This window comes from Winogradskyella endarachnes (assembly GCF_009741275.1).
In the GTDB taxonomy this organism is placed as follows: domain Bacteria; phylum Bacteroidota; class Bacteroidia; order Flavobacteriales; family Flavobacteriaceae; genus Winogradskyella; species Winogradskyella endarachnes.
Genome location: NZ_WOWS01000004.1, coordinates 61,538 through 80,332, shown reverse-complemented (window position 1 = coordinate 80,332; position 18,795 = coordinate 61,538). Strand labels below are relative to the sequence as shown.

General features: G+C 33.5%; 15 protein-coding genes. 5 read left to right on the top strand and 10 right to left on the bottom strand.

What is annotated here, in order from left to right; genetic code table 11:
* Nucleotide 1 precedes the first annotated feature (1 nt).
* Nucleotides 2-655 carry a CoA transferase subunit B gene (locus GN138_RS11160; protein ID WP_157364083.1) on the top strand — a complete coding sequence of 218 codons (654 nt, stop codon included), beginning with the start codon at nt 2-4 and terminating at the stop codon, nt 653-655.
* A 218-nt stretch (nt 656-873) separates the two neighbouring features.
* Nucleotides 874-999 carry a hypothetical protein gene (locus tag GN138_RS16250; RefSeq protein ID WP_262884649.1) on the top strand — a complete coding sequence of 42 codons (126 nt, stop codon included), beginning with the start codon at nt 874-876 and terminating at the stop codon, nt 997-999.
* Here the strand turns inward: GN138_RS16250 and GN138_RS11155 are convergent.
* On the bottom strand, nt 994-2,685 hold the full coding sequence (locus tag GN138_RS11155) for an ABC transporter ATP-binding protein (RefSeq protein WP_157364082.1): 1,692 nt from the start codon (nt 2,683-2,685) through the stop codon (nt 994-996). The two genes, GN138_RS16250 and GN138_RS11155, sit on opposite strands and share 6 nt — an antisense overlap.
* Before the next feature lie 156 nt (nt 2,686-2,841).
* Between GN138_RS11155 and GN138_RS11150 the strand changes: the two genes are divergently transcribed.
* The gene (locus GN138_RS11150; protein WP_157364081.1) at nt 2,842-6,840 is read left to right on the top strand and encodes an immunoglobulin-like domain-containing protein; all 3,999 of its coding nucleotides are present in this window, start codon (nt 2,842-2,844) and stop codon (nt 6,838-6,840) included.
* A 49-nt stretch (nt 6,841-6,889) separates the two neighbouring features.
* Here the strand turns inward: GN138_RS11150 and GN138_RS11145 are convergent, their stop codons facing one another.
* From GN138_RS11145 to GN138_RS11125, 5 genes are all read right to left on the bottom strand, one after another.
* The gene (locus tag GN138_RS11145; protein ID WP_157364080.1) at nt 6,890-7,603 is read right to left on the bottom strand and encodes a 3'-5' exonuclease; all 714 of its coding nucleotides are present in this window, start codon (nt 7,601-7,603) and stop codon (nt 6,890-6,892) included.
* A gap of 473 nt (nt 7,604-8,076) precedes the next feature.
* On the bottom strand, nt 8,077-9,231 hold the full coding sequence (locus GN138_RS11140; protein ID WP_157364079.1) for a serine hydrolase domain-containing protein: 1,155 nt from the start codon (nt 9,229-9,231) through the stop codon (nt 8,077-8,079).
* A 13-nt stretch (nt 9,232-9,244) separates the two neighbouring features.
* Nucleotides 9,245-9,766, bottom strand: coding sequence for a PaaI family thioesterase (locus GN138_RS11135; RefSeq protein WP_157364078.1), 522 nt, complete (start codon nt 9,764-9,766; stop codon nt 9,245-9,247).
* Complete coding sequence (locus tag GN138_RS11130) at nt 9,766-10,239, bottom strand: methylated-DNA--[protein]-cysteine S-methyltransferase (protein WP_157364077.1); 474 nt, start codon at nt 10,237-10,239, stop codon at nt 9,766-9,768. The genes GN138_RS11135 and GN138_RS11130 overlap by 1 nt, the downstream gene beginning before the upstream one ends.
* 8 nt (nt 10,240-10,247) lie before the next feature.
* On the bottom strand, nt 10,248-11,363 hold the full coding sequence (locus tag GN138_RS11125; protein WP_157364076.1) for a CNNM domain-containing protein: 1,116 nt from the start codon (nt 11,361-11,363) through the stop codon (nt 10,248-10,250).
* A 131-nt stretch (nt 11,364-11,494) separates the two neighbouring features.
* On the opposite strand from GN138_RS11125, the gene GN138_RS11120 reads away from it, so the two are divergent.
* Nucleotides 11,495-12,223 carry a GLPGLI family protein gene (locus tag GN138_RS11120; RefSeq protein WP_157364075.1) on the top strand — a complete coding sequence of 243 codons (729 nt, stop codon included), beginning with the start codon at nt 11,495-11,497 and terminating at the stop codon, nt 12,221-12,223.
* Between the two features lie 2 nt (nt 12,224-12,225).
* Here GN138_RS11120 and GN138_RS11115 read toward each other — a convergent pair whose 3' ends face one another.
* Complete coding sequence (locus GN138_RS11115; protein WP_157364074.1) at nt 12,226-12,633, bottom strand: Lrp/AsnC family transcriptional regulator; 408 nt, start codon at nt 12,631-12,633, stop codon at nt 12,226-12,228.
* A gap of 83 nt (nt 12,634-12,716) precedes the next feature.
* Entirely contained in the window at nt 12,717-13,712 is a 996-nt protein-coding gene (gene hemB / locus GN138_RS11110) for a porphobilinogen synthase (RefSeq protein WP_157364073.1), read from the bottom strand.
* A gap of 129 nt (nt 13,713-13,841) precedes the next feature.
* Between hemB and GN138_RS11105 the strand changes: the two genes are divergently transcribed.
* On the top strand, nt 13,842-16,478 hold the full coding sequence (locus tag GN138_RS11105; protein ID WP_317162742.1) for a DEAD/DEAH box helicase family protein: 2,637 nt from the start codon (nt 13,842-13,844) through the stop codon (nt 16,476-16,478).
* Nucleotides 16,479-16,545: 67 nt separating this feature from the next.
* Here GN138_RS11105 and GN138_RS11100 read toward each other — a convergent pair whose 3' ends face one another.
* Both GN138_RS11100 and hemF read right to left on the bottom strand, forming a co-directional pair.
* Entirely contained in the window at nt 16,546-16,932 is a 387-nt protein-coding gene (locus GN138_RS11100; RefSeq protein WP_157364072.1) for a YchJ family protein, read from the bottom strand.
* A 186-nt stretch (nt 16,933-17,118) separates the two neighbouring features.
* Nucleotides 17,119-18,021: an oxygen-dependent coproporphyrinogen oxidase gene (gene hemF / locus GN138_RS16195; protein WP_317162752.1), complete on the bottom strand. Its 903-nt coding sequence runs from the start codon at nt 18,019-18,021 to the stop codon at nt 17,119-17,121.
* Nucleotides 18,022-18,795 lie beyond the last annotated feature (774 nt).

Here is an 18,795-nt window from a genome sequence, read left to right as displayed (position 1 = left end):
TATGTTAGATAAAAACGGAATAGCGAAACGTATCGCACAAGAAGTAAAAGACGGTTACTATGTTAATTTAGGAATAGGAATTCCAACTTTAGTTGCCAATTTTGTAAGAGATGATATTGAAGTTGAATTTCAAAGTGAAAATGGCGTTTTAGGTATGGGACCATTTCCTTTTGAAGGCGAAGAAGATGCTGATATTATTAATGCAGGAAAACAAACCATTACAACATTGCCAGGCGCATCATTTTTTGATTCGGCTATGAGTTTTTCTATGATAAGAGGACAACACGTAGATTTAACCATATTAGGTGCAATGGAAGTTTCTGAAAATGGAGATATTGCTAACTGGAAAATTCCTGGTAAAATGGTAAAAGGCATGGGAGGCGCTATGGATTTAGTGGCAAGTGCAGAGAATATCATTGTAGCCATGATGCATACTAACAGAGCAGGTGCGTCCAAATTATTAAAAAAGTGTTCTTTACCGTTAACCGGTGTTGGTTGTGTAAAGAAAATTGTGACTAATATGGCTGTTTTAGAAGTAACACCAAAAGGTTTTGAACTTTTAGAGCGTGCTCCAGGTGTTTCTGTAGATGATATTATAAAAGCTACTGAAGGTGATTTAATAATTAAAGCCGAAGTACCAGAAATGAGTATCTAATTTCACTTATCATAAAAATGAGAGTCGCTAAATTTAGCGACTTTTTTGTGCGTAATTTCTTGAGCGAAGTGTTAAAATGTTAAAAATATATGTATTTCATCGATTAATAGTGTATTTAACCCGATTAATTGAAAATAATTTCCATATTGCAGTCCCAAACAAAACGAATAAATTAACCCAAATTAATTTACCTTTTTGTCCCAAATCTACCAAGAATTATGAAAATGAATTCAAATCCACAAGAACCTACTTTTGATGAAGTTGAAGAATTTTCAATTTTAGAAAACACTTTTGAATTAGTCTCAAATGTTTTAAAATTAGCCAAAAAAGTATTCATGCTATAATCCTTTCGGGATGGCATGAATAAGCTTTTTTGTGTAATCTTTTTTAGGTGATGCATAGATATGGTCGGCATCTCCAATTTCTTCAATTTTTCCTTTATTCATTACTAATAATTGGTCTGCCATATATTTTACAACGGCTAAATCGTGAGAAATAAATATATAGGTAAATCCAAATTTTGTTTTTAAATCATTTAATAAATTTAAAACCTGTGCTTGTACAGAGATGTCTAAAGCAGAAACAGATTCATCACAAACAATAAGCTGAGGTTCTAAAGCAATAGTTCTTGCAATACCAATACGTTGTCGTTGTCCACCAGAAAACTCATGCGGATAACGGTTAAATGCAGAAGCGTCTAAACCTACTTTTTCTAAAATATCAATTACTTTTTCTTTTCTTAAGTTGTTCGAAGTCCCAATATTATGGACTTTCATAGGTTCTAGTATAGCATTTCCTACGGTTAATCTTGGATTTAAGGAGGCAAAAGGGTCTTGAAAAATTATTTGAATCTCTTTCCTTAGCAATCGTATTTGTGACCTAGTTAAATGGGTAATATTATTTCCTTTGTATAAAATTTGTCCAGAAGTGGCCTTGTCTAATTGTAAAATGGCATTGCCTAAGGTAGATTTTCCACAGCCAGACTCACCGACTAAACCTAAGGTTTCACCAGGATAAACTTTAAAACTTACACCATCAACAGCATTAAATTTTAAATCTTCAGAAAACCAACCTGTTTTTGAGAGATAGGTTTTTTCTACATCAATAAGCTCTAATAAAGGGGTTTGGTTGTAGAGGTTTTTATGATTTGCTTCTCGTTCTGTATCAGAAATAATTGTAGCGCTAACACTATTATTCATAAAGTCAGAAATGGTTGGTAATTGTTTCAATCGATAATCAGTAGAAGGTCTTGCTCCAATTAAAGCTTTGGTGTAATTATGTTTTGGTCTGTTGAATATTTCTTCTGTTGTGCCTTGTTCTACAATTTTACCTTTATACATTACCAAAACTCTGTTGGCTAATTCTGAAACTAAAGACAAATCATGCGAAATAAACAGCACACTCATTTTAGTTTCTGTTTGTATGGTCTTTAACAACTCTAAAATTTCTTTTTGTACGGTTACATCTAAAGCCGTTGTTGGCTCATCTGCAATGAGTAATTTTGGTTTACAGGCAATAGCCATAGCAATCATTACGCGTTGTTTTTGTCCACCAGATATTTCATGCGGATAGACTTTATAAATTCGTTCTGGATTTGGCAATTTTACTTTGTCGAAGAGACTTAAAACCTCAGATTTAATTTCTGAAGCCGATAATTTAAAATGTTGTTTTAAAATTTCTTCAACTTGTTTACCACATGTCATTGAAGGATTTAAAGAACTCATTGGTTCTTGAAAAATCATAGCAATATCTTTTCCTCTTAAGTTTTGAAATTCTTTTTCGGAATACTTAACTAAGTCTTTGCCTTCAAATAAAATAGATCCAGAAGTAATTTTAGAAATCTGCTTAGGTAATAAACCCATTAATGCAAGTGAAGAAATAGATTTGCCAGAACCAGATTCACCTACAACTGCTACAATTTCATTGGGTTGAATTTTAAATGAAATATTCTTAATGATTTCCTTTTCAATTTTATCCTTAAAAAATGAAATATTTAATGCGTCTACAGAGAGTAAATTTTTAATTGCCATAGGTAAATGTAGTCAATTTCTTCAATAGTGTTGTGGTAAAACCGTAACTCTAAAAACTTTGCTGTATTTCATCGAAAACGTTTTTAGTTTTTAACAAAATTTTAATAATTTCAGTAAACAATCAATAAATATTAACTTAATTAATCAATAATTTTTATGGTAAAAAACTATTTTAATGGTATTTGTTTAATGTTGTTTATGTGGAGTATTCTTCCAATGTATTCGCAAACAGATATTCAAAAAGAACAAATTATAAGTCGTTATGATTTAGAAGTAATTCAAGATTTAAGTCATAAATTTAATGAACAGGCTAAAGCTGAAAAAGCAGAAGCCACCCAAATGGCATTATTAAATGGATGGCCATTAATTATTAGGAATGAAAATTCATATTTAGAACTACAAAAAATATCTTCTGAAGGAAAACCAATTTATTATACGACGTTTAATGTTGATGCAGCAGAATCTACAAGGACTAATCATTTAAATTCAGGAGGGTCATTAGGATTGAATTTAGATGGGCAAAATATGATAGCTCATGTTTGGGATGGTGGTTTAGCTCGCGCGTCTCACCAAGAGTACGATGGCGCAGGAGGTAATAATAGATTCTCTATTGGTGATGGTACCACAACATTAAATTATCATTCAGCACACGTTACAGGTACAATTATTGCTTCTGGTGTTGTTGCTAATGCTAAGGGTATGGCTCCTCAGGCAAGTGCTGTTGGGTACGAATGGAATAATGATATCTCTGAAGCAACTACTGCCGCAGGAAATGGAATGTTAATTTCTAATCACTCTTATGGTTATGCAGCGAGAAATTCATTTGGTCAGCCACAATTACCAGACTATTATTTTGGGGGTTATATTACAGATTCTAGAGATTGGGATGAAATTATGTTTAATGCACCATACTATTTAATGGTAGTGGCTGCTGGTAATGATGGATCTGATAATTCTGCAAATGGTGCTCCTTTAGACGGAAATGCTTCTTATGATAAACTTTCGGGCCATGCTACGGCAAAAAATAATATGGTTGTCGCTAATGCAAATGATGCCAATATCGATGCTAACGGTAACTTAGTTAGCGTTACTATTAATAGCAGTAGTAGTGAGGGACCAACAGATGATTATAGAATAAAGCCAGATATAACTGGTAACGGAACAGGAGTATATTCTACATATGAGTCTAGTGACACGGCATACAATAGTATTACAGGAACATCAATGGCATCGCCTAATGTAGCTGGTTCTTTATTGTTATTACAACAACATGCTAATAATGTTAATGGTAGTTATTTAAGAGCATCTACCTTAAAAGGTTTAGCACTTCACACAGCTGATGATGTTGGATCTACTGGACCAGATGCTATCTATGGTTGGGGATTAATGAATGCAAAAAGTGCAGCCGAAGCGATTACCAATAATGGAAACGAATCTAAAATAGAAGAATTAACATTAAGTAATGGACAAACATACCAAATTACAGTAGATTCTGATGGAGTTAATGATTTATATGCATCAATTTCTTGGACAGATCGTGCAGGTACTGCTACTACAACAGCTAATTCTAACTCAGCTGTTTTAGTTAATGATTTAGATATAAGAGTAACTCAAGGAGGAACAACTTATAGTCCATGGCGTTTAACAGGAGTTTCAACTAATGGACAAGGTGATAACATAAAGGATCCTTATGAAAGAGTAGACGTTGCTAATGCTTCCGGAACATACACTATTACCATTACTCATAAAGGGTCGTTAACGGGCGGAAGCCAAAATTATTCATTAATTGTAACTGGTTTATCTAGTACACCAATAGTTTGTAATGCAAGCACACCAACAGGTTTATCTATTGATGGTTATGGTTCTTCTACTGCAACAGTTTCTTGGAATGCTGTGCCAGGAGCGTCATATGATTTTAGATATCGCGAAACAGGAACGTCGACATGGACAACATCTTCGGTTTCTGGAACTTCAACTTCGATATCTGGTTTAACGCCTGAAACATCTTACGATGTACAAGTGAGAAGTGTCTGTGCCGATAATTCAACGTCGTCTTACACGAGTTCTGCAAGTTTTACTACTACCGAAGTACAACTAAATTATTGTGCATCTGCAAGTAGTAATGTTAACGATGAATATATTAGTCGTGTACAATTAGGCGCAATAGATAATACATCTGGTGCTCAGTTTTATTCAGATTTTACCAATTTATCTACGGTTTTAAGCCAAGGTCAGAGTTATTCTATTACAATAACGCCTACTTGGACAGGTACGGTATATGCAGAAGGTTATTCTGTTTGGATAGATTATAATCACGATGGCGATTTTTCAGACTCGGGAGAACAAGTTTGGTCGCAAGCAGCAACGCAAACTACACCGGTAAGTGGTAGTTTTGTAATTCCGTCGGGAACTTATATAGGAAATACAAGAATGCGAGTTTCAATGAGTTATAATGCTGTACCAACGGAATGTCAATCGTTTACTTATGGCGAAGTTGAAGATTATACGGTAAATCTTGCAACAGGTACACCAGATACAACTGCACCAGTTATTACATTAACAGGAGCTTCTACAATTAACTTAGAAGTTGGAGATAATTATACTGAATTAGGTGCAACGGCAACAGATAATATAGATGGCAACTTAACGTCTAGCATTGTAATAACAGGAACGGTAAATACAAATTCTGCTGGAACTTACACCAAGTTTTACAATGTAAGTGATGCTGCAGGAAATGCAGCTGCGCAAGTAACAAGAACCATCATTGTAACTCAGCCAGCAGACACAACCGCTCCAGTTATTACATTAACAGGAGCTTCTACAATTAATTTAGAAGTTGGAGATGTTTATACTGAATTAGGCGCAACTGCAACGGATAATGTAGATGGCAACCTAACATCTAGTATTGTAATTACAGGAACGGTAAATACAAATTTAGAAGGAACATATACAAAGTATTATAACGTTAGTGATGCAGCAGGAAATGCAGCAACACAAAGAACAAGATCTATTATAGTTACAGAACCTTCTACAGGAAATGGTTGTACAAGTGGTATTTCTTCATTCCCTTATTCTGAAAGTTTTGAAAATACTTTTGGGGCATGGACACAAGCAACAGGTGATGATTTTAATTGGGCAACGAGAAGCGGAACAACACCATCTAGCAATACTGGTCCTTCTAGTGCAGATTCAGGTTCTTATTATATTTATATGGAATCTTCTTCACCTAATTATTCTACAAAAAGGGCCATTTTAAATTCGCCTTGTTTTGATTTAGCAACTGTGACTCAAGCTTCATTTGGATTTAAATACCATATGTATGGATCTTCTTCAATGGGAAGTTTAGCTTTAGAATTGAGTGATGATGATGGTGCGTCTTGGACAAGTATTTGGAGTGCATCTGGAAATCAAGGGAATTCTTGGCTAACAGCTAGTGTTAACTTAGCAGCTTACGTTGGCAATTCAGTACAATTGAGATTTAATGGTGTAACTGGTACAACTTGGCAAGGTGATATGGCTGTAGATGCTGTAAGTTTATCTACAGGTGGTGGATCTGGCACAACATGTTCTGATGTTTCATTATCCATAACTTTAGATAATTACCCAGAAGAAACAGCTTGGAGTTTAGTTAATGCTTCTGGTAGTACAATAGCTTCTGGAGGAACATATGGTTCTCAGGCAGATGGTTCTACATTAACTATTGATGTTGGTTGTTTAGATGATGGATGCTACGATTTTGTGATTACAGACACTTATGGTGATGGCATTTGCTGTTCTTACGGAAATGGGTCATATACCTTAACAAATTCTGATACAGGCGCTGTATTAGCGTCAGGTGGTTCGTTTACAAGTTCTGAGACTACCAATTTCTGTTTAGGAAGTTCTAGTTCAAACTTTGGTTTAAATGCAAGCGTAATCGAAGAAAATCCTAGTCAATATTTTAACGTATATCCAAACCCTGTTAAAGAAACACTTATGGTTGATTTAGTTGGATACGAAGCACAAACGTATGAAATATTAAATATGTTAGGACAAATTGTAGTAAAAGGGCGTTACAGCTCTACAATTGATGTATCAAGATTTGAAAATGGTGTTTATATCTTACAATTGAATATTGGAGAAAAGAAACAATTAAAACGTTTTATTAAGGAATAAATATGCAGTTAGTAATGAAAAAGTCCTGATATACTAATCAGGACTTTTTTTATATATGTTTTATTTCGTTCTCATGTAATAATTCATCGCCTCGTAATCTTAAGAATATTTGTGCCACAGCAATTGTGTCTTTTTCGCAATACACAATAATGCGATCAATTTCTTTCTCTTTATAATAAACACGGTAAACTTCGCTACCATCTATATCATCTTTTGGAGACGGAATCCCTAATACATTAGTTAATAATTTTAAAGAGGTATACGTTTTGTAATCCCCAAATTTCCACAATTCTAAAGTATCAAGATGAGGTACTTCCCATGGTTTTTTGCCGAATAGATTTAGTTTGTATGGTAATTCTATATTATGTATAATCATTCTTCTGGCTATGTACGGAAAATCAAATTCTTTACCATTATGAGCACAAAGCAAATGTTTATTAGAACTGAAATGCGAAATCAATAGGTTTTTAAAATCTTTTAATATTTTAATTTCATCGCCATAAAAAGACGTGACTCTAAAATGTCGAGATTCCCCTTCCATTTTAAAATACCCAACAGAAATACAAATTATTTTTCCGAATTCTGCCCATATACCAGCTCTATCATAAAATTCTTCAGCCGTAAACTCTTCTTTTCTTTGGTAACGCGATTTTGCATCCCAGAGGTCTTGTTTGGTTTTATCTAAATCAGAGAAATTTTCCGTTTCCGGAACTGTTTCTATATCTAAGAATAAAATGTTTTCTAGGTTGAGTTTACTTATCATTTTTAATTTTATGGTTTAGAATTATAACAACAAAAAATATTAGTTGAAGATAATATACAAATGATGAAACATTTAAGACTAAATAATTTTCTTTGATATATTCTGAATGAATTTTTGCGCAAGCATTATAGTTTTTTATACTAGATATTCCGTTAATACCATATAAAACTCTAGAAATTTGAATGATTATATAAATTACAATTAACCTTATAATTATCTTTCTAAATTGTATTGGTTGATCTTTTTTTGAGCTAGAAACAAGTTTTAAAATGAATAAAATACTCAGTACGAATACAGAAAATTGAACAATATCCTTTACTATAATAGTAAGTAAGGGCTTCTGGTATGTAATAATTAAGAGTTGTTGCGTAATTGTACCAATAAAATGTGAAAATTCACTTGCTACAAGGAGGCTAAACGCTCCAATTATTAAAAATAATAAATGTTGTTTTGTTAATGAATTTTTCAAAATTTTATTTATTCATCATTTCATAGGCTTCTTCAATATATAAGCTGATATCACTTGTAAAAACACCAACACCTGCGTCTGGAGATTTTTGGTGTCCTAGTCTTACAATTATTACATTATCTTCTGGTTGTACTATAACGTATTGACCAAGGTGACCTCGCATCATAAAAAAGTCTTTACCAAACTGGGTTTTTAACCACCAGCCATAACCGTATTCTGGACTCTCAGAAAATCTTGGTGTTATAGATTTAGCTACAAAAGTTGAATCTAGTATTTGTTTGCCATTCCATTTACCATAGTCTTTAAATAACTTTCCATATCTGGCAAAATCTTTAGCATTGCTAGCAATACAGCAGTAAGCTTTAACTAAATCATGGTCTTCGCTATCTACTTGCCAAAGGGTTTCGTTTTCAGAACCTAACGGTTTCCAAAAGCTCTCTTCTAAATATTTGTACAACTTTTTACCAGTTGCTTTTTCTACAACCATAGCTAGCATTTGTGTGTCACCACTAGCATATTTAAAGGTTTGTCCCGGTTCTTTTTCCATTTTAAGACCATTCATTACTTTAGCCAAGTCATCATCAAAATAAGCACGTGTTGTTATAGATAATGGCGAATAATAAGCTTCATCCCAATTGGTTCCAGAAGCCATACTAGATAAATCGCCAACGGTCATTTTTACGGCATTGTCATCACAAAAAGCCGGTAGAAAATCACAGACAGGTTGGTCTAAACTTTTTATATAGCCTTCTTGTATGGCTTTAAACATTAAACCAGACACATAGCTCTTTGCCATAGAAAAAGAGTTGGTTTTAGAATCTTCGTTAAAACCATCGTAGTATTGTTCAAACCAAATGCTATCATTTTTTATAATAACATAAGCAATAGATTTCCAGTCTTTATGGGCTTGTTTTAAATCTTTTGTAGCTTCTACTGAATTATAGTTTTTATGCTTAGGCCATGGTAAAGGATTACTACTTGCGGCTACAGTTTGGTTGTCAAATTCTTTATAATCTTCTAAATAGGCTGTTGAGTGCCCTTTCATGTATATAGTTCTTACCGCTTTTATGAGGTAATCTGTATCTGTAATGTATAAGGCAGCTATTATTAGCGCTAATAAAACTACAATGAATTTTAGGGTGTTTTTTAAGAATTTCATTTAGAGCGTGTGTTTATTTATTAGTTTTTCTTTTGGCTAGTTTTTCTTTATAAAACTGTTTATTAGCTATATAAAGTGTTTTATTAAAAGTAGCAATAATATTTTGTTCTGCATCTACAAGATACATTGTTTTAGTGATGTCAGTTTCGTTTTGTAATGCCACAGACTCTTTTATAGTCTCTATTTCTTTTGTGTTAAATACAAATTCACCATAGATTGTTGTTTTACCAGGCTTTTTATAGCGTGCTTCTACGGCTTTATCCCAAACCACATAGTCGTCTCCAAGTAACTGAATTAATTGTATCATATAAATAGGGTCTGTTGCAGACAGCATACTTCCACCAAAAATAGATCCTGCGTAATTGCGGTTTTTCCAATTGGGTTTTATTCTAATTTTTACGTAGAGCAAATCGTCACTGACCTCTATAAGTTTTGCTGTGGTGCGTCTGTACATTGGTGACCAATTAAAACCATATTTATAAATAGTTGAGGTTTTAAAAAAGCGTTTTAAGATTTCTGTACCTTTTTTGTACATTAAAATAAAGATTGTTGTTTGTATTTACTTTCATGGTTAAGTAACCATTGTTTTCTGTATAATCCGCTTGAATAACCAGTTAAACTTCCATCGCTACCAATTACTCTATGACAAGGCACAATAATCCAAAGTGGATTTTTACCGTTAGCACTTGCAGCAGCTCTGATGGCTTTTACGTCGCCTAATTGTTTAGATAATTGCCAATAGGAAATGGTTTTGCCAAAAGGAATCGTTTTCAATTGTTGCCATACTTTTTTTTGAAAAGAGGTACCTTCAGGATTAAGCTTAAGGTCAAAATGTTTACGCGCTTCGTTAAAGTATTCTTTAAGCTGAACAACACAATCTAAAAGTTCTTCTGGAATGGTATCCGAAATTTCTTCTTTTGTATCTAATACTGAAACTGAAGCAATGCCATTGTTGTCGCCTACAATTTTGGCATGGCCTAAGGGTGTTTCAATATAGCAGGTTTGCATTATGTTTATTATTCTGGCTTGTCGTTGTCTATAATACCTAGGCGTTTTGCTCTTGTTTCCCAGCTTCGTCTGGCTAATTGTTGTAGATCTGAAACATTATCGCTTTCGTCCATAATTTCAAGACCTAATAGCGTTTCAATGACATCTTCCATAGTTACCAAACCACTAACAGAACCATATTCATCTACAACGAGTGCCATGTGGTTTCTAGACTCTACCAGTTCTTCAAATAATGTCGGAATCGGTAAACTTCTATTTACAATAATTATATTTCTTTTTATTTCTGAAATTGGTTTTGTGCCATTTCCAAGTGCCATTTCTCTAAAGACTTCAGCTTTTAAAACTAAACCAGTAATATTATCAGAGTCTTCCGTATAAACAGGAATACGAGAAAAACGAATATTAGAATTTTCTTTAAAAAATTCTTCAACAGTCATTCGTTCATTTTCAGTTTTTACTACAGTTCTAGGCGTCATTACATCTTTAGCTTGCACTTCTTTAAAGGTAAGAAGGTTTTTAATTACTTTGCTTTCATTTTCTTCAAATACACCTTCTTCGTGTGCAATTTCTGTCATTGCAACAAATCCTTCTCTGCTTAACACACTGCCATGACCTTTTCCTCCTATTAATTTAGTTGTTAGTTGAAGAATCCATAAAATTCCTGTCCATTTTAAAGGAAAAATTAAAACATTGAGAGCCTTAGAGGTAAAATTAGCCAGTTGTTTCCAAAAGGTTGCGCCAATGGTTTTTGGGATAATTTCTGACGCTACTAATATAAGAATGGTCATTATAGTTGATACTACACCAACCATTAACTCTTCAGTAAATTCTATACCTAGAATAGAGCGTTTTGTTGAGCCATATAATTCTGAATAAGCAACTTTAGCTTGTACACCTACCAATATGGCACCAACAGTATGTGCAATGGTATTAAGTGTTAATATAGCTATTAAGGGGCGATCTACGTCTTTTTTTAATTCTTCTAATTCTGTTGCGTAAGCTTTGCCTTCTTTCTTTTTAATGTTTATAAATGTAGGTGTTATACTAAGCAGTACTGCTTCTAAAATAGAACATAAAAAAGAAAAGAAAATAGATATGACAGCGTAAAATATAAGTAAGGCCATTAATATGTTGAAGTTTTATATGTACAAAGTTACAAAATGAATACTAATATAAAACTAGCTAAATTTATGGTGGTTACCAAGTTATATTTTTATGATCTTGATAGAGATTAATTTATTTTGTAAATTGAAACATGAAAAACTTTGGTTTAATAATCTACTTCATAGGAATTTGTACTTTATCTGCTCAAAATAAAGGAAAAATTACCTACCGAATTGAAGCCATTAAAGATAGCATTGAACAGCCTTTTGAAAATTTAGAAAATTCAGATGCTAAAAATAAGGCGTTACAAATGTTTAAAGATTCTAAGCCTGTAGAAGGTTATTTGGTCTTTAATGATAGTATTTCTATTTATAATGTAGAGCCAAAAATTGATATTCCTGGATGGAATAATGGGAGTGACGGTCTTATAATAACAAGAAGTAAATTGAATATTTCTTGGTCATTGGCAGGTGGAAATTCTACTTATTTTAATGACCTGAGTCGTGATTTTACTATTTCTCAAAATGAAATAATGGGTCCAACGGTAAGAGTGATTCAAAAACCTAAAGAGTGGACACTTACCGAAAAAACTAAAGTTATTGATGGTTACACTTGTTATTTAGCCACAATTGATAAGCTTAATAATAAAAAGTTAAAAGCGTGGTACACGCCAGCTATACCAGTAAAACATGGACCAAAAGGATTTAATGGGTTACCAGGTTTAATTTTAGAAATAGAAGATGTTATTTACTTATGGAAAGCCATTAAAATAGATTTTGAAAGTCCAGAAGCTGATGATATTATAGAACCAGTTGATGGTGATTTAATGACAAAAGAAGAATTTGCAGAATTCTGTGGTAATCCTTTTGCCAAAGATTAATTTTAACTTTCTAGAATTATTCTGGTATTTGGAACACCATATTGAGAAATACGCTCTAACAATTTCACTAAGTCTTTGTTGCTTTTAAAATATGCAAGAATGCATAAACTATCTTCACCAGAAATACGATCGCAACGTTGTACTTCGTCAAAACCTCTAATCTGATTATATGCAGTTCTTAACGTACTCGATTGATGAATTTTTAGATTGATATAAGCTCTTGTGTTATAGCCTAATTTCTCATAATTAAGTTGAAGCGAATACCCCTTAATATAACCTTTATCTTCTAACTGTTTTACGCGTTTACCAACAGCAGGAGCAGATAAATCTACAGATTTTCCGATGTTAGCAAATGACTCTCTAGCGTTTGCAGAAAGCATTTTTATTATTTTTTTGTCAATAGCGTCCATATTTTGATTCGAATTTAATTTGTTATGTATTCAACAGATTCGAAACCAAATATATAAAATTACTAATGATTATAAATTGTAATTTATTGATTATTAAGTAGCTTCACCACATCCTTAGCAAAATAACTTGTAATAATATCGGCACCAGCACGCTTAAATGCCATTGTGGTTTCTAGCATTACTTGGTCATGGTTTAGCCACCCTTTTTCGGCAGCAGCTTTAATCATAGCATATTCACCAGATACTTGATATACGGCTACAGGAACCTCTACTTCGTTCTTAATATCTCTTAAAATATCAAGATACGAAAGGCCTGGTTTTACCATTACAATATCGGCACCTTCTTCAATATCTATCAAGGTTTCTTTAATTGCTTCTATTCGGTTACCAAAATCCATTTGATAGGTTTTTTTGTCTTTTGGGACATCAACTAAATCCACAGGTGCAGAATCCAAAGCATCGCGAAAAGGGCCATAAAACGAAGACGCATATTTTGCGGTGTACGCCATAATACCAGTGTTGTTAAAACCTTCTTGTTCTAGTAATTGACGAATTTGTAAAGTTCTACCATCATTCATATCACTAGGTGCTACAAAATCAGAACCTGCTTGGGCGTGAGTTAAGGCCATTTTTGCTAAAACTTCGGCAGATTCGTCATTAATTATCATACCGTTTTGTACAATACCATCGTGGCCAACGGAAGAGTATGGGTCTAGTGCAACATCTGTCATTACCAGCATATCCGGACAAGCATTTTTTACCGTTTTAATAGCGCGCTGCATTAATCCGTCTGGATTTAAAGCCTCTGTGCCTTTGTTGTCTTTTAAATTATCCGGAACTTTTACAAAAAGTAACACGGCTTTTAAACCTAAATTCCATAATTCTTTCACTTCCTTTTCAAGCAAATCTAAACTGTACCTAAAATAGTTGGGCATAGACGCAATTTCGTCTTTTACACCTTTGCCTTCTACCACAAAAAGCGGCACTAAAAAGTCGTTTGGTGTAATGTACGTTTCTCTTACCAAACTTCTAATAGCTTCATTGGTTCTTAGTCTTCGGTGTCTTTTAATTGGGAACATATTCTATGCTTTTTAGACCAACTAGGTGTTGTGCTGAATTTATTTCAGTATCTAAAACCAGCTAGGTCATTAAGGTCTTTATGATTACTTTTATCAAATACAAAGTTAACGATTTAAACCCATTTTAGAGTGCTCAAGTCCTTAGATGATTTAGAATTTATTTTTCCATGGCGAAGCTACCAAGCCGAACTTTTAAAGCACTTTAATAGTCATATTGCAGACAATCATTTTCACGTAATTGCACCGCCTGGTTCCGGAAAAACCATTCTGGGATTAGAAATTGTTAGAAAATTAGGGAAGAAAACGTTGGTTTTAGCACCAACGCTGACCATTAGAAACCAATGGGAAGATCGATTACAAAACTTTTTTACTAAGAATTGTGATTTTGAAGCCTTTTCATTCGATATTAAATCGCCAAGTGAAATCACGTTTTCTACTTATCAATCTCTTCATGCTTTATATAAAACGTTTGAAGATAAAAACGACTATTACCGATTCTTCAAAACCCATAATATTGAAACTTTAGTTTTAGACGAAGCACATCATTTAAAAAACGCATGGTGGAATTGCTTAATGGATTTAAAACGTAATTCTGAATTTTACATTGTTGCACTCACAGCAACACCACCATACGATAGCAGTAGAGCTGAGGTGTCTAAATATTTTACGCTTTGTGGCGAAGTTGATGATGAAATCGCAGTGCCAGATTTAGTGCGCGAAGGCGATTTGAGTCCACATCAAGATTTTGTCTACTTCTCAAAACCCGAAGATTTAGAGATTAATTTTATTGTTGATTACAGACGGAATATTTCAGATTTTAAAGACGAATTGTTAGAGGACGAAACTTTCATTAACTTTTTAATTGAGCATCGTTTTTATAAAAACCCGAATTGGCACCTAGATGAACTTTATGCCAATACTGAATATTTTTCGGCTATTCTCATCTTTTTGTATGCCTGTGGCATTGAAATTAAGCATCAAAAATTAGAAGTTTTAGGGTTTGATGAAAAAGAAATGATTCAGTTTCCTAAACTCGATTATCAATGGTTAGCTATTCTATTTCAGAATATCTTAGTTACCGATAGAGAACAATTAATTGAAGAAGAAAAATACATTTCTACTTTAGAAAAACGACTTAGACGACTTCACGTTTTTGAGCGGAATGCAGTTGATTTTATTGGTGAACAACTGCTTTATAAATCTCTTTCTAATAGTCCGAGTAAGCTAAAAAGTATCGTTAGTATTATCAATGCCGAACGGAAAACTCTAAAACGCGATTTAAGATGTGTAATTCTCACCGATTATATCCGAAAGGAATTTATAAATATTAAAACTGAAGAAATAGAAGGCATAGACAAAATTGGTGTGCTTCCTATTTTTCAATATGTACGTCATTATTGCGATAAGCCTGAAGAATTAGCTGTGCTTTCGGGTAGTATTGTTATCATTCATCAATCTATCTTAAGACATTTTGAGGCGATTGAATCTTTAGATTATTTTTCATTGTCGCCATTACAAATAGACGAATCATTCTTACTAGTAGCTTCAAAAGGAAAACCCAAAAATTCTATTGTAAGCATTATTACACAACTTTTTGAAACAGGTTATATTAGAGTTTTAATTGGTACAAAATCCTTATTAGGCGAAGGTTGGGATGCGCCATCTATAAATAGTTTAATTCTGGCTTCTTTTATTGGTTCGTTTGTGTCATCTAATCAAATGCGAGGACGAGCGATTAGAAAAGATGCCGATTCGCCTAACAAAACCGGAAACATTTGGCATTTGGCCTGTGTGGACCCAACCGATTTAGATGGTGGAAGAGAATTAGACACTTTAAAACGACGGTTTGAAGCTTTTGTAGGTGTTACAAACAGTACCATTCCTTTTATTTCTAATGGTTTTGAACGTTTAAATATTCCTGATGAGATTCCAGTTGAATTCATTGATGCCTTAAATGAATCGACCTTAAAGGTTGCAACCAAACGAATATTAACCACGGAAAAATGGAATAATGCCATTGGAAAAGGCACCAAACTAACCAAAGAAGTAAAGGTTTTACATCAAGGCAAACGCCCTTATAAACGTCAAAAACAAATCTATTATTTTGATGTACTTCGGTTTTTTGTGGTAGAATTGTTAATTACGATTACGCTTTTTTATGTAGAATTTATAGCAGGCAGTTTCAACCTTATTTTACAAAGAGGTGTGCTTTATTTTGTGTATGCCTTTATTGCAGCATTTGTCGCCATGTTTGGGTATAAACTTTGGAAAGCTGTAAAACTCTACATTCGTTATGGATATCTCTATAAGAAAATCGGGAAAATGGGATTAGCCATTTTAGATACTTTAGATGAATTGGGTTATATCACTTCTGGTAGAGCTAACATTAACGTGAATTCTTATGTAATAGGAAAAGGCGATGTGGTTTGTAATTTGGTTGGTGCCAATGCGCTTGAAAATTCATTATTTGCCAAAGCATTGACAGAGCTTTTAGAACCAATTGAATCGCCAAGATATTTAATTGTAAAGACCAATTTTTTTAGAAAACGGTTAAATGTTGAAAATTTCTATCCTGTTCCGGAATTGTTTGGCGATAAAAAAGAAAATGCTTTAGTGTTTCAAAAACATTGGACGAAGAATTTAGGAAGAAATAAATTATTCTTTACGCGCAGCGTTGAGGGAAGAAAACTGTTGTTAAAAGCACGCTTGTTTCATGTTTATAATGCCTTTAAAGAAGTAACTAAAGAGGTTATAGTTTGGAAGTGATATTATAATTATCATGCAGACCTGCTGGGTTTTTAAAAACTGCAAGGTCAGGTCTTAGTTTTAATGTCTATTCACTCAATCCTAAATAAAACCAACGATTATCTTCTTTTACAAAGGCCGATTTTTCATGGATAGCATCTACTTTTCCGTTTTCAAAAAAATAGGCGTTAAAAGTCACGGTACCTTCAGTATCATTCTCAGAGCCTTTAGTTGTTTCTAAAACTTCTAGTTTAATCCATTTTACAGATTTTGCCCATTTCACAATCGCTTTTTTCTCTTTTATTGGTCGTGTCGATTGATGATGTGTTGCCATAAGATAATCGCCATTGGCAAGGACAAAAGCGGAATATCTAGAACGCATTAGTTGTTCAGCTGTGTCTGTTTTTCCGCTGTTAAGATGGAAAACTTCGCAGCAGTCTTGGTAAGTTTTATTGGTTCCGCAGTAGCAATTCATGGTTGAATTTAAGATATTTCTCTGATTGATACCTACAAGGTTTTGGAAACCGTGCAGGATTAATGATAGTCATGGAATGATATATGTCTCAGGCCAGTAGACCTGCTAGGTTTTTAAAACCTGCTAGGTCTTAGTTAGGCTAATTATTTGGTGTAACAGTTTCCCCTTTGGGGATTAAGGGGCTTCTTACACCCAATCCACAGGATTTTGCAATACCTTAATCAATTTCTCTTCTTCGCTTCCGACCTCCGGATGATGGTCGTAAACCCATTGCACATGTGGTGGTAAACTCATAAGGATACTTTCAATTCGACCATTAGTTTTTAACCCAAATAAGGTGCCTTTATCATGTACTAAATTGAATTCTACATAACGTCCTCTTCTAATTTCTTGCCAGTCGCGTTGCGCTATGGTAAATTCTAAAGTTTTTCGTTTTTCAACAATTGGGACGTATGCTTCTAAGAAACTGTCCCCAACTTCAGTGACAAAATCGTACCAGTTTTGCATGTTCATCTCGTCAGTTGCTTTACAGTAATCAAAGAATAAACCACCTAAACCACGACCTTCATTTCGGTGTGCGTTGTAAAAATATTCATCGCATCGTGCTTTATATTTTGGGTAAAATTCTGGGTTATGTTTATCGCAAGCGGTTTTGCAAATTTGGTGGAAGTGTTTGGCGTCTTCTTCAAATAGGTAGTAAGGCGTTAAATCTTGTCCGCCACCAAACCATTGGTCTACAATGTTACCGTCTTTATCATACATTTCAAAATAGCGCCAATTCGCGTGAACAGTCGGAACCATCGGATTTGTAGGATGTAATACTAAACTTAATCCACAAGCAAAAAAATCGGCATCTTCTACACCAAAGTATTTTTGCATTGAGTCCGGCAATTTACCATGAACACCAGAAATATTAACACCACCTTTTTCAAAAACATTGCCATTTTCTATAACACGTGTTCGTCCGCCACCACCTTCTGGTCGGTCCCAAAGGTCTTCTTGAAATTTGGCTTTTCCATCAACTTCTTCAAGCTTTGAAGTGATGGTGTCTTGTAATTGGTTGATGTAGTTGAAGAATTTATCTTTTATAATTGTATTTGGTTTAAAACCTTCAGGCTCTTTGGTTTCCTGACCTGCGAGGTTTTCGAAACCTTGTAGGTCTTCATCCTTAAATTGATTATGCATATATTTTAGATTATTTATATCATCAAATAACTTTAAACTGTAAGTTTTATCTAATGAAAAATAGTTAGGTGTATTTTCATTCATATAATAATGGAATGAAGAAAACGTATAATGTTCCCAATCTTTAATTGGATTATGATGAATGTAACAAAAAACGGTTTTGAAATATGCCTCTGTATCTATTTTTTTTCGTTTGAAATGTTTTTCAAAAAGGCTTCCTGTTCTATTGTTTTGCTTGTTGAATGCTTTCGAATAGGAATTAAAAAGATTTGAAAAAGCTTGGGTTATCTCTTCGGTTTTGCAATTTACCTGAATTAAAAAATGAAAATGATTATCTAGAAGGGCATAAGCAGAAATATTGGCTTTTTCATTTAGATACTTTCCTGTTAATTGAAGAAAATAACGTTTGTTCTCATCTGAATTGTATATGTTACAACCATTGATTCCTCGATTGTAGATATGATAATAATGGTCTTTTTCTAAACTCTCTAATTTCATTTTCAGTTCTAAAGTTTTTGTTTCCTTATCCTGCAAGGTTTCTAAAACCTTGCAGGTGTTTATATTGGTTATACTAGTTACTATTAATTGGATTCATTGGTTGGTAAATAACAAGTGTATAATAATATCTTATGATTTATATGTTTAATTTAGTTTTTATACCTACAAGGTTTTAGAAAC